Annotated in this window: 11 protein-coding genes; 7 read left to right on the top strand and 4 right to left on the bottom strand. The window is 50.2% G+C overall.

The features are described 5' to 3' along the window. Positions 1 to 310: 310 nt before the first annotated feature. Positions 311 to 955, bottom strand: coding sequence for a response regulator transcription factor (locus tag EQU24_RS06550; protein WP_017840257.1), 645 nt, complete (start codon positions 953 to 955; stop codon positions 311 to 313). Continuing rightward, positions 952 to 2,271, bottom strand: a complete 1,320-nt coding sequence (locus EQU24_RS06545) for an ATP-binding protein (RefSeq protein ID WP_017840258.1) — start codon at positions 2,269 to 2,271, stop codon at positions 952 to 954. The genes EQU24_RS06550 and EQU24_RS06545 overlap by 4 nt, the downstream gene beginning before the upstream one ends. 135 nt (positions 2,272 to 2,406) lie before the next feature. Here EQU24_RS06545 and EQU24_RS06540 point away from each other — a divergent pair, with 135 nt between their 5' ends. The 7 genes from EQU24_RS06540 (at position 2,407) to EQU24_RS06515 (ending at position 8,606) form a co-directional block, all read left to right on the top strand. After that, positions 2,407 to 2,880 carry an SRPBCC family protein gene (locus EQU24_RS06540; RefSeq protein WP_017840259.1) on the top strand — a complete coding sequence of 158 codons (474 nt, stop codon included), beginning with the start codon at positions 2,407 to 2,409 and terminating at the stop codon, positions 2,878 to 2,880. A 50-nt stretch (positions 2,881 to 2,930) separates the two neighbouring features. Further along, on the top strand, positions 2,931 to 4,595 hold the full coding sequence (ettA, locus tag EQU24_RS06535) for an energy-dependent translational throttle protein EttA (RefSeq protein ID WP_026130114.1): 1,665 nt from the start codon (positions 2,931 to 2,933) through the stop codon (positions 4,593 to 4,595). A gap of 428 nt (positions 4,596 to 5,023) precedes the next feature. After that, a complete protein-coding gene (locus EQU24_RS22705; RefSeq protein WP_201764851.1) occupies positions 5,024 to 5,164 on the top strand; it encodes a hypothetical protein in 141 nt (46 codons plus the stop codon). Beyond that, entirely contained in the window at positions 5,143 to 5,379 is a 237-nt protein-coding gene (locus tag EQU24_RS06530; RefSeq protein WP_138767111.1) for a hypothetical protein, read from the top strand. Before EQU24_RS22705 ends, EQU24_RS06530 begins: the two co-directional genes overlap by 22 nt. A gap of 295 nt (positions 5,380 to 5,674) precedes the next feature. Next, a complete protein-coding gene (locus tag EQU24_RS06525) occupies positions 5,675 to 6,571 on the top strand; it encodes an NAD(P)-dependent oxidoreductase (protein ID WP_412768461.1) in 897 nt (298 codons plus the stop codon). A gap of 496 nt (positions 6,572 to 7,067) precedes the next feature. Continuing rightward, positions 7,068 to 7,856, top strand: coding sequence for a hydroxypyruvate isomerase family protein (locus tag EQU24_RS06520; RefSeq protein WP_017840262.1), 789 nt, complete (start codon positions 7,068 to 7,070; stop codon positions 7,854 to 7,856). 333 nt (positions 7,857 to 8,189) lie between these two features. After that, on the top strand, positions 8,190 to 8,606 hold the full coding sequence (locus tag EQU24_RS06515) for a hypothetical protein (RefSeq protein WP_017840263.1): 417 nt from the start codon (positions 8,190 to 8,192) through the stop codon (positions 8,604 to 8,606). Positions 8,607 to 8,832: 226 nt separating this feature from the next. Here EQU24_RS06515 and EQU24_RS06510 read toward each other — a convergent pair whose 3' ends face one another. After that, a complete protein-coding gene (locus EQU24_RS06510) occupies positions 8,833 to 10,305 on the bottom strand; it encodes a sensor histidine kinase (RefSeq protein ID WP_017840265.1) in 1,473 nt (490 codons plus the stop codon). Beyond that, a complete protein-coding gene (locus tag EQU24_RS06505) occupies positions 10,298 to 12,754 on the bottom strand; it encodes an ATP-binding protein (protein ID WP_017840266.1) in 2,457 nt (818 codons plus the stop codon). Before EQU24_RS06505 ends, EQU24_RS06510 begins: the two co-directional genes overlap by 8 nt. Positions 12,755 to 12,763: the final 9 nt, after the last annotated feature.

Raw genomic sequence — 12,763 nt, 5'->3', positions numbered from 1 at the left:
AAGTTAGAGCTTCCTGAACAGATTACCCAAGCTGGAGCTCTCATCGTTATAATTGTAGGGTACGCTGCGCGTACCAAAGCCGTGCCCTAGCGGTTCGGTTGGCTCATGAAATTAACATCGAGGGGTTACCATGGTACGCATAGCGTACCCTACGGGGCTAGGCAAAGCATTAAAGGCACATGAGTACGGTCCTTGTACACCGTATAACGGCAATCCCTGTCGGTGTGACGGATCGTTTGGCCTTTGTCGATTCGGCTGAATGTTCGGAATTTTCATGATGCCTCGGTGGAAACGAAGAAATTCGAACCGCTCAATTTTTCATCAAGCCCAAAATCACCGCGATGTGCGCCAGTTCCGCCAGCGTCGAAACTTTGAGCTTATTTCTTATTTGCGTGCCGTAATTGGCGACCGTTTTGTAGCCCAAACATAGCTCTTCGGCAACTTTGTGTACCGTCATGCCTTTCGCAAGCAAACGGAATACATCGAATTCCCGGGCCGAAAACGCCTCTATAATTGCATGGTAATCCATCACATCCGACTTTCCGGTTTGATCCTTGAGCAGCCCATCTTCGATGTAAATTTCGCCATTGGCGATATGCTCTATTGCCATCGCAAGATTGGCCGCCGCGCTGTTTTTACTGATATATCCTTTAGCTCCGGCCGCAATGGCTCGATTGACATAGACCTGTTCATCATGAACGCTGAACACCAAAATTTTAGCCTTACTGTCGCGCTGACAAATACGCCGTATCGTTTCCAACCCGCCTAAGCCGGGCATTGATAGATCCATCACAGCGACATCGACCGCATGTTCCTGCATCAATTGAATCGCCTGCTCCCCTCGATCGGCCTCGGCAACAATTTCGATCGTATCATGCGTTCCGAGCAACATCCGAAACCCGGCGCGCACAACCGCATGATCATCGACTAAAATAATTTTGATTTTGCTTTTCATAAAATAGGTATCGTTGCGCTAACTGCCATGCCTTGACCGGGTTGCGAACGGACGCTCAGCTCGCCGTCGAGCGACTTAATCCTTTCTTGAATACCTCTGAGCCCGAATCCCGACGATATCCGATTGATATCGCAACCGCGCCCGTCATCGACCACCTCCAAATGCAAACAATCCCGATCTTCGCCTAAAATTTCCAACACTATTTTAACGTGTTTGGCCTCGGCGTGACGGATCGTGTTGGTCAAACATTCCTGAATGACACGAAATATCTGTATCGCAACATTTTGATCGAGTAAATCCAACTCGTCCGGACACTCGATCGTCAAATTCAACCGAGGATTTCTTTCGGACCAGTGATTAACCATATCTTCGAGCGTGGCTTTCAATCCTAATTCGGTCAAAATCAAAGGATGCAATTGATGCATCATCGAGCGTACGATAGCCATCAAATGATCGCAGATATGACTTATCGACTCGGTGATTTGACGGGTATCGGCTTTTTCATGCGCCGCAGTGACTGCCATGACCTTGATTGCCGTCAACGATTGACCCAATTCGTCGTGTAATTCCTGCGACAAGCGCCGGCGCTCCTCTTCCTGAATTTGCAGCGAATGCTTCGTTAAGGCACGATTTTCCTCACGAGTCGTATCGAGCACGCCAGCCATATGATTGATCGCGCCGGCGATATTATCGTATTCTTGAATCGAAAACCCTGGCAGCATTTCCCGGTATTGTCCGGTTTCGATGCGCTTGAGACCGTCGACAATCGTATCGATAAAGCGAAGGGTTTTATGTAAGGTTTGATGCACCGCCAAAAAAATCAATACAATCAACAGACAAAGCGTGATAAAAAAAGCGACCGTTTCGTGCCAAACCTCGACGGTTTCATCCATCGGATTCGGCTGAATGATCAGCATCAATGCTTTACCGTCGGCCATCACGATCGGATAGTGCGTTTCGGAATAATCGGCGGTAACCAAATTTACAAACCAAGCCGGAGGCATGTCGGGCTGGTTTTTACTTTGCAGCGAACGAGTCACTTGAATCGTTTCACCGGTCGGTTGTTGGACGCGGATGTCCAAATGGCGTGTTTCTCTTAAAGCGCTGAGCCAATAAATCCAATCCGACTCCTTCATGGTTGCGGAGGCCGGTTTCGAAAATCCGAATTTAACCAATTGCAATGCCAGGTTTAGAGAAGAACCGACTTCTTCATTGACCGCCTCCCGAGCCCGCCAAATCGCGATCGAACCGCCTAGTAACAATATACAGACGAATAAAAACAAAATTCTAACATTTAGCTGGAAACGTAAGCTCATCGTGGCCGAGTGTGGGTTAAAACTTCATTATCAAGTCGGATTACCCGCTACACTATAGGAAAAATTCATTTTTTCAGTATATTCTGAATTCATCTTGCATCAGACATTAACTCCAATTGCGCGGAGCGCGTCATTATGCCCGACTTCTCGTTAAATACCACCTGGCTGATTCCGTCGCCGATCGAACCCGTCTGGTTCTACCTGATTCGCCCCGAAACCTGGCCGGATTGGTGGAGATATGTCGATTCGGTCGAAAACATCTCGTCCGGCGCATCGAAAATTCCTAATAATAAACGGCGTATTTATTGGCGAACAAGACTACCCTACCGATTAGTTATTGAATTGACCGTCACGCGCGCCATTGAGCATCGCTACCTCGCGGTGAAAGTTCAAGGCGACTTAATCGGTTCGGGACATTGCCGAATTTCGGGCAATGCCGAATCGACAAGGCTCGAATTCGATTGGCACGTCGCAACCTGCAAACCGTGGATGAACCGCTTTGCCTTTCTTTGCCGGCCGATATTCGAATGGAACCATGCACAAGTCATGAAGGAAGGCGAACGTGGACTAGTCTATTTAACGACACTTAAAAATTCTGCGATAACGTGAAATAATAACTCGCAATCCATTCCATTCACACACCGGAAATCCATCACAAAATGGCTCAATACATATATTCAATGAACCGGGTTGGCAAAATTGTCCCGCCCAAAAAATATATCCTAAAGGATATTTCGCTATCCTTCTTCCCCGGCGCCAAAATCGGCGTACTGGGCCTGAACGGCTCGGGTAAATCGACGCTATTACGAATCATGGCCGGAATCGACAAAGATATCGAAGGTGAAGCGATCCCGCAAAAAGGCATTCATATCGGCTACTTGCCGCAAGAACCGCAACTCGACCCGAACAAAACCGTGCGCGGCAACGTCGAAGAAGCCGTAGCTGAAATCAAAGCGATACTGACCCGATTCGACGAAGTCAGCAACGCCTTCGCCGACCTCGACGCCGACTTCGATGCCCTGCTGGCCGAACAAGCCGAACTCCAAGACAAAATCGAAGCGGCCGGTGCTTGGGAGTTGGACCGTAAGCTGGAAATCGCTGCCGATGCGCTACGCCTGCCGGATTGGGACGCAGATGTCACGAAACTATCGGGCGGTGAAAAACGCCGCGTCGCATTATGCCGACTCTTACTATCCAACCCCGACATGCTGCTGCTCGACGAACCGACCAACCACTTGGATGCCGAATCGGTCGCATGGCTCGAACGCTTTCTGCACGATTACCCCGGCACCGTAGTCGCGGTCACGCATGACCGTTACTTCCTCGACAATGTCGCCGGTTGGATTCTGGAACTGGACCGCGGACAAGGCATCCCTTGGGAAGGAAATTATTCGAGCTGGCTCGAACAAAAAGAAAAACGCCTGGAATTGGAAGAACGCCAGGAAACGTCCCGAATGAAATCGATGAAGGCCGAATTGGAATGGGTACGTTCCAACCCGAAAGGCCGCCATGCGAAAAGCAAGGCTCGCTTGGCGCGCTTTGAAGAACTGTCTTCGCAAGAAGCGCAAAAACGTAACGAAACCCAAGAAATTTATATTCCGCCCGGCCCGCGCCTCGGCGATATCGTGATTCATGCCGACAACATCAACAAGGGCTTCGACGATAGATTACTGATCAACGACTTGAGCTTCAAACTCCCGCCGGGCGGCATCGTCGGTATCATCGGCCCGAACGGCGCCGGTAAGACGACGCTGTTCCGTATGATGGCCGGATTTGAACAACCCGACTCCGGCACCGTCACCATCGGGCAAACCGTACAACTGGCCTATGTCGATCAAATGCGCGATAACCTAGACCCGAACAAAACGGTTTGGGAAGAAATTTCGGACGGTCTCGACATCATCACGGTCGGTAAATACGAAACGCCATCGCGCGCCTATGTCGGCCGCTTTAACTTCAAAGGCGGCGACCAGCAAAAACGCATCGGCGATTTGTCCGGCGGCGAACGCAACCGAGTGCACCTGGCCAAGCTATTGAAAAGCGGCGGCAACGTCTTGCTGCTCGACGAACCGACTAACGACCTCGACGTCGAAACCCTGAGGGCACTTGAAGAAGCACTTCTGGCCTTCCCCGGCTGCGCGGTGGTCATTTCTCATGATAGATGGTTCTTGGACCGGATAGCGACGCACATGCTGGCCTTCGAAGGCGACAGTCAAGTGGTTTGGTTTGAGGGCAATTACGCCGATTACGAAGCCGACCGCCATCGCCGCTTAGGCACCGATGCCGACAATCCGCACCGGATCAAATACAAGAAATTGACTTAATTGGCCCGATAAAGATAACACACGGCAGCGCCGAGCTTATATTTCCCATGCTCCTCGCTCGCCGTTATGACCATTTAGGCAGAACCTGGGCAGAACGGGGTTTGCCTGGGCAGGACGGGGTTTTCAACCCCGTCCTAAACGTTTAAACCGTGGCCAAAGCAAATCAAAACGTTCGGGGCGGGCTGAATAACAGTTTCCGCCTGGAAAATCAATATGCGTTCCCACGCTGGAGCGGTGGGAACGAGGAAAATTCACGTCCTTAGTAGGGTGCGCACCGCGCAACTTTTCAAGGCGTTATAACTAATGAACCACGTCCGAGACTTGGCTTAAAACAAACGAAGGGTCCATATATGAGGTTTGAAAACCGAAATTAAATGTACGACGAGCATATAATGCCGGTTGAGACGAATACTAATGGAAGTGATCGAATGTTAGCTGCAGAAGATATTGAATACATCAAAACCCATTTAGCCGTTTGGCTTGCCGAACAATCGCTCGGCAAACCTCCGGTAGTTTATGAAATCGAATTGCGCGAGCGCATGGTGCGGTGCGGGTTGAAGAAGCGCTGAAAAACCAGGGCGAGGAGCTTAAGGCTCTACGCGAAACCATGCACATGATCATGCAGCAGATGGATAAGCGCTTCGAGCAAGTCGACAAGCGTTTTGAGCAAGTCCATCAGGAAATACTACAACTCCACCGCGACATGCGGCAACTAACCATGTGGGCGATGGGTATATTTCTATCAGTCGCCGGCCTAGCTGTAGCCGTGTTCCGGATGTTATAGCGGTTAACGCCTGGCAGGATGAGGATTTTTTAAGACAAGACTTACATAAACGGCTTCGATGTCACTACTGATATTGATAGGAAAGATTTCTCCCGCTCCCTGCTGCCAACATCCTCGCCAAGCAAACCCCACACCCTTTTTGATCTCCAAATTCGGAATTGCTGGAGAAACTTAAGCTCTACGTCTCTGCGCGAGTCATCATCAAGCTTTTGCAAACGCCGATCGATTGCATTAAGCTTTTGCTCCTTACCGCAAAGTAAACCACTTCAGCCTTAACCCTACTGCATCGTACGAATTGGAACAAAAACATTCAAGCATGACGCAACACAAAATAACCTTAGGCTTCATAGGCATGGGCCTGATGGGCAAACCAATGGCTTTACGCTTGCTCGATGCGGGCTTTCGGGTCAACATCTGGAACCGTTCCCGAGACAAACTGGCACCGGTCGTCGAAGCGGGCGCGCTTGCCTGCGATTCGGTCGAGCAATTGGTCCAGGCTTCCGATGTTGTTTTGTTATGCCTGTCCGATTCGCAGGCCGTGGCTTCGGTCGTCGAAAAATCTATTCTTAACTCCGGTTCCGCCGGAAAACTGCTAATCGATCTCTCAAGCATCGATCCGAAAACCACACGCAGGCTTGCCGAACTATTACAGCAACGCTGCGGCATGACTTGGGTCGATGCGCCCGTTTCCGGCGGAGTGCAAGGCGCGGAACAAGGCAGTTTGGCGATCATGGCCGGAGGCACCGATAACGATATCGAAACCGCGCGCAAAGTTTTGGCTCCACTCTACCGCCAACTGACGCACTTAGGAGAGGTTGGCTGCGGGCAAATTGCAAAAATATGCAATCAAATGATCGTCAGTTGCAATGTGGTGGTGATTGCCGAAATGATTGCTCTGGCGAAACAGGCCGGCGTCGATGCCGCTAAAATCCCCGAAGCATTGGCGGGCGGCTTCGCCGACTCGAAACCATTACAAATCGTCGGACCGGAAATGGCGGACGGAATTTTCGAACCGGTCAAATGGCGCGTCAAAACTTTACTGAAAGACCTGAACATGGCGGTCGATCTGGCGTCCGATCAAGGTAATGCCATCCCGATGTCGGGCCTTGCCGCGCAACTGATGCAATTACACGGCAGTCAAGGCTTTCTCGAACAAGACCCGGCTACGTTGATTAAGCTATTCGAACGGTGATGAAAAAACCTTTTTCCTCGTTCCCTCCGCTCCAGCGTGGGAATGCATACTGGTCTTGACTCGGCAGCAAAGGAATGGGTTCCCACGAAGGACCATTAGAACCAGAAAGAGCCATAGCGATCAAGCCTTAGATTGCCGTGTCGTCCGGTAAGGCTATTTGTATTTTAGCGTTAACGACTTCGATAATCGCGACGTAGGCGTCGCTCCCACAGCGCTAGCAAACCCGTTGTGGCAGCGATCCCCTGATCGCGATTCGAAGCCGCGAATGTTAATTAACAATCAGCGATATCGAAGTCACATTGACCAAGTTAAGAAGCCTTTTAGAATTTGAATCGCATACCATTTTCAAAGCGTTGTGCTAGCCGGAAGCTGATGAAACGGTGCGCGGTGCGCACCCTAGGATTTACATTTAACCGAAAATGCCCGCGGTTAAAAAAGCCATACCCATATTAATTGCGTTATCCGCAACCTATTCACCATTAGATAAACATCCCCGATGATCAATTTCAGCGCTAATCTCAGCATGCTGTTTACCGAACTGCCATTATTAGATCGTTTCGACGCGGCCAAAAACGCCGGTTTTAGCGCGGCCGAGATTCAGTTTCCTTATAGCGAAAGCATTGATGCACTTCGCGCCAAACTGGACGAAACCGGCTTGCAACTGGTGCTGTTCAATGTCGATGCGGACGATTTGTTGCAAGGCGGCGAAGGCTTGGCCGCAGTGCCGGAAAAACGGGAGCGCTTTAAAGCCGCCTTGACCCAAACCGTCGACTATATCGAGGCTTTGCAACCTAAAGCAGTCAACGTGCTTCCCGGGCGCTGCATGAATCCGAGCCGCCTCGACGACTATCTACAAACATTCGGCGAAAACCTGAGTTTGGCTGCCGACACTTTCGCGCCCTTCGGCGTAAGCGCGATTTTCGAAGCCATCAATACAATCGACATGCCGGGTTTTATTATCCATAGCGGCGCGCAAATGCTCGACTGGCTCGAACGACTCAATCACCCCAATATTTTATTGCAAGTCGATATTTATCACTTATCGATGATGAACGAAGATCCCGAAGCCTTTATTCGCCTGCACCCCGAAACGATCGGACACATTCAATTTGCCGATACCCCCGGACGCGGCCAACCCGGAACGGGAAATATCGATTTCAATCGTTTGTTCGACACGATACGGAATTCGGGCTATTCCGGTTGGACCGGTGCCGAGTACAGGCCCGTCGGACCGACCCTCGACAGCCTGGACTGGCTCGAACAATTCCAGACTAAAAAACTCTGAAAAATTTAGTGCGCGGAGGTTCCGTTATTGAGTATATTTAACGCTTGAGCGAGGAGCAGTAAGATTATACCTTTTGCTGGTCAAATTTCGGCGCCGGGGGTCCGTCAAAGGACGCCGTGAATACGTCCATGTAGGCTCTGTGACGGCATCCCTGCTGTCAAAGCCTTTGCGAGCGCCATGGATGGCGTGAATGTCGATTTTGCAGGAGCAAAAATCGACCGAACACCCCGGCGCCTCCATGCGTCAATGCCGAAATTTGAAGTGCAATGGGTATATCCAGGCTACCCTTTGCTCTTACGCGTTTCGAAAATTAGAAAAATATAAGGAAGCACTATGAAAATAATAAAAACTTTGCTCGCTTGCGTCCTATCAATGCAATTCGGCTACGCCCAAGCTCAAGGCAACTCCAGTATGCATGACGGACATGGGGCCGGCGGTGGCGGCGGTTCCGCTTGTCAGAAATTAAGAATCAACAAAAATAAACTGGTGCCGGCACATTTGGCCGAAGTCGCGCCCGAATCGGACATCACCTTCAATGCCTTCGGATTCGACAAACCGGAAAATCTTGAGGTCACCGTCAAAAAGATTCCGATTGCGATTACCACCGAATTCAAGGACCCATTTTATGTGGTACGAGGCAAACTGCCCTCCGAATTAAAAGGTACTCATGCGAGAATCAACGTCAAGCTCAGGTCGCCGATCGTTAAATGCATCAGCGAAGACGGTTGGCTAGTAAAAATTTCGGAATAATTTATCCTGAACATATACCCGTCGTAGATAAAAATTCGGCGCCTGGGGTGTCCGCCAATGGACGCCGTGAATACGTCCATGTAGGCTCTATGCCAGCTCCATGCTGGCAAAGCCTTTATGAGCGCCATGGATGGCGTGAATGTCGATTTTGCAGGAGCGAAAATCGACCGGACACCCAGGCGCCTCCTCTAGCACTGCCGAAATTTGAAGTGCGAAAGGTATAGCCTTAATTATCATCAGGCAATTCGAAAACCACGCTTATTCCTCCAAGCGGCGAATCTTCCAATCCTATTTTGCCGTGCCTGCTCTCGACGATACGCCTTGCGATAGGTAAACCGATACCGGCACCCGCGGGCGTATCGGTCGTAGTCAATCGTTCGAAAATTTCAAAAACTCTCTCCCGGTATTGCAGAGGAATACCGGGGCCGTTGTCGCTGATGCGGTAACGGCTGAGTTTGCCGACGCGTTCCCCGCTGATATGAATTTCAGGAACGGCGTTATCATCGATAGGCAATCCATGGCTTAGTGCATTGTCCATCAATATCCAAAACAGATCGATCAACCGCGATTTATCCAATGTTGCCGGAGGTAATTTATCGATGTGTAATCGCACATGGGCGCGTTTAAGGCGAGACTCTAAGCGTTGCAGTAGACTAGACACCAGTGCATCGACATCCTGAATGCAAACCTTATCGACCGGCTCGCCAGCCGCTAAAAATAATTGAATATCCTTAACCAACATACGCAAGTGTGCGGCATCGCGTTCCAAAACTTGCAAGTCTTGATAAATCTCATCATTACGCGCCTCATCCGGCATGGTTTTTAAGCGGCCTTGCAAGCGCTGGCTATAACTCACCAGACGTCGGGTCGGCTCCATCAAATGATGAGCTGAAATTTCGGCGAATCGAGTCAGATACGCATTCGCGCTGACAATTTCCCGGTTTTTTCTAATTAATGCAGCCTCGTTGAGCTTTCGCTCCTCGACGCGTCGCCGAATTAATAATCCGATTGCATAGATAGCAGCCAAGCCCATAATCCAAATAACTGCCAACAATAGTACTTTTTCCGGATCGACCCTCGCCACCCCCTCAAGATAAGATTGCAGGGGCACGGAGACGCCGACGCCTCCCAGGACATCGCCGACACGGTAACCTTGCCTGCTGTGGCATTTCATGCAATATTCGTCGGCCACCATGGCGCTCATCAAGCGAATATAAGGCACGCCGTTAATCAGGGCTTGTTCAAAAACTTCCGTTTCGCCCCGCTCGAATTGGTGCAAGGCCGCCGCCTCCCATTCATCGGGAGCATTATCGGGATTCAAAGGCTTAAAGCCGGTGATCCTTCCTTTAACGCCATAAAGCTCTTCGTATTCGCTCATGACTTGCCGGAGTAAATACGCCGGATTCATTAATGTCAGTTTGATTCCGGACGGCGTGCTGATATCCCGTTCGGCAATATGCGATAAGGCGGGGTTCGGGCGAGTCCGTTCATCGACTGGAACATAGACGCCGCCATGGCGTGCGGCCCATTTACGCAAAGCCACATCTTTGTTGAAATGACCGCGCGCTTCCTTGATCGCCATTTCCTGCGCGTTCCAAATAGACATATGGCTATCCCAAAAAAAGAAGCCTGCCACCGAAGCGGTCCAAAGTACCGAGACGCCAAGCAATACTTTCAACGGCATCGAAGCCTTACTCATAAAACGACTCCCCGGTATGCTGTTGCGGCGGTTTGCTAATCGGGAGCTCGAAACTAAAGGTGCTTCCGTACCCCTCGACTTGCGATTCCGCGCGAATGTTTCCTCCATGATGTTCGACGATCCTACGGCACAATGCCAGTCCCATGCCGGTTCCTTCGTAACAGGATCTTAATTGAAGTCGGCTGAAAAACTGAAATAGCCGATCGATTTGCGTAGGATCGATACCGATGCCATTATCTCGAATAGACACCCGCCAGTTAACCGAATCGACATCAGAACTAATCTCGATGCGCGGCTGAATATCCGCTTCCCGATATTTAAGCGCGTTACCGATCAAGTTTAGAAACAAGCGACTCAATTCGTCGCGACTGGCAAAAACAGTCGGCCACTCGCCTCGTACATCGATTTCAGCCTGCGTGCCGACAATATTCGGCTGTAAAAAAACCATCGCTTCATCCAGCGCTTCTTTGCTTTCCAACCATGTCTTCGGTTCGGTTTTTCGCCCCACGCGCGAATAATCCAGTAACGAAACGATCATCGCATCCATGCGTCTGGCCCCATCGAGCGCAAAAGCCATATTGGTTCTGCTTTCTTCATCCAAGGTGTCGCGCAAAGCGCGTTCCAATAATTGCAGATGACCTGTGATCATGCGTAAAGGCTGGCGCATATCGTGTGACACGCTATAGGCGAATTGCTCGAGATCGACATTGGACCGGCGCAATTCTTCTTCGATTCGTTTCTGTTCGGTCACGTCGCGGCTAATGCCGAACAAACCGACAACCGTCTTGCCGTCGCAGTCGAATACCGGCCATTTATTGGTATTGACCCAGCGGAGCTGTCCATGCAAATCATAGTAAGGATCAATCTTATTGATCAACGGATTCCCATCCTTAAAAATCGGTTGTTCCTCTTCAAAATAGATACGCGCGATATCTTCCTGAAAAATTTCCGAATCGTGTTTACCGACTAATTCCAGCCAATTGTCGTAACCGGAAACCGTCGCCAATGGTTTACTGCAAAAGCGAATACGACTGTCTTGATCCTTGAAATACACATAATCCGACGTGTTGTCGAGAAAGGTATTAAAATCGCGGTTTAACTCTTGAGCGGCTAGCTCGTAAAGTTTTCGCTCGGTGATATCGGTAATGAAGCCGTGCCATAACACACTGTTATCTTCAAGCCGTTCCGGCCGGCTTTCCCCCCGAAGCCAACGCAAACCTTGCTTGGGTAACATCACACGATATTCTTGATGCCATGCTGTCATCGCGGCAGCCGACTCCCAGACCGAAGATATCACGTTATTCCGGTCTTCGGGATGTATTCTCGCGATGGTCAAAGCGGCATCCTCGCGCACCTGTTCCGGGGTGACTTCGTATATGTCTTCGATACCGCAACTCGCGAAAGGATAACAGGATCGACCATCGGGAAATAATCGAAATTGATAAATAACGCCGGGAACCTGCTTGGACAATTTCGTTAATAGATCGTGACTTTTCTGTAAAGCATTCTCGCCCCGCTCTAAATCGTCCATCTGTCGCCGTATCAGATACAACAATACGAACAACACTGACGAGACGACTAAAAACAGCGCTATCGCCCAAGCAATCATGGCGCGCTCGGCGGCCATCACCGAAGTCATTTCGGCGGACGTCAATATTCGCAGAGGAAAATCGGCCATGCGCTTTTCGACAACCCAATACGCCTTACCGTCAAATGGCGATATCACCCTACCCGACCGTTGTCTTTTATCCCGATAAGGTTTCAGCACTTCACGCAATCGAGTGCCGGAATCGCCGGGTACGCGCGGGTTACGAAACCACACCTGATTATCATTATTCATCACGACCAAAGTCGACCCCGGCGCACGTTCAATACCGGCAAAAATTTCGGCCAAGCGATCAATCGAAACAACCGCAACCACCGTTCCGGCAAAATGTTGTTCATCATCGAAATAAGGCCTACTGAATGAGACCTCATACTCCCCTTCGCTTATCGATGAAGGCATTGGAGGACTCACAAACAGGTGATCTTCAGAACGATTAAAATGATAGGTGTAAGATGGGTGATCATGAACTACCGGCTTATCGCCGGCCCCGGTCCAATGACTGACGACACCATCGCGATCGACAATTAACAAATCCACTAACTCGGGATTGGCGGCCAATTCGCCCTGCAATGAACCTGGCAACGATTCATCGGCCTTACCCTGCTTCAGCAATAATCGTGTTTTCAGCAAAAATCGATCGATATCGACCAGGACACGAGATAGCAAAACCTCGTTAACGCTGGTCGCGGCGGAAGCATGGGCTGCCAAGCCATGAAGTCGATTGATACGTTCATTCCTGACAACATAGACGATGAACAGTGCAAACAGTAACAGAATGCCGCATACGCCCAGCGTCACGGTGCGGCGTAGTTTTCGATAAGTCCCATTGTTGCTCTGATTCATGGCGCGTTC

It is taken from the genome of Methylotuvimicrobium buryatense (genome assembly GCF_005931095.1).
GTDB classification, from domain to species: Bacteria; Pseudomonadota; Gammaproteobacteria; order Methylococcales; family Methylomonadaceae; genus Methylotuvimicrobium; species Methylotuvimicrobium buryatense.
This window is presented reverse-complemented; position numbering and strand designations above follow the sequence as displayed.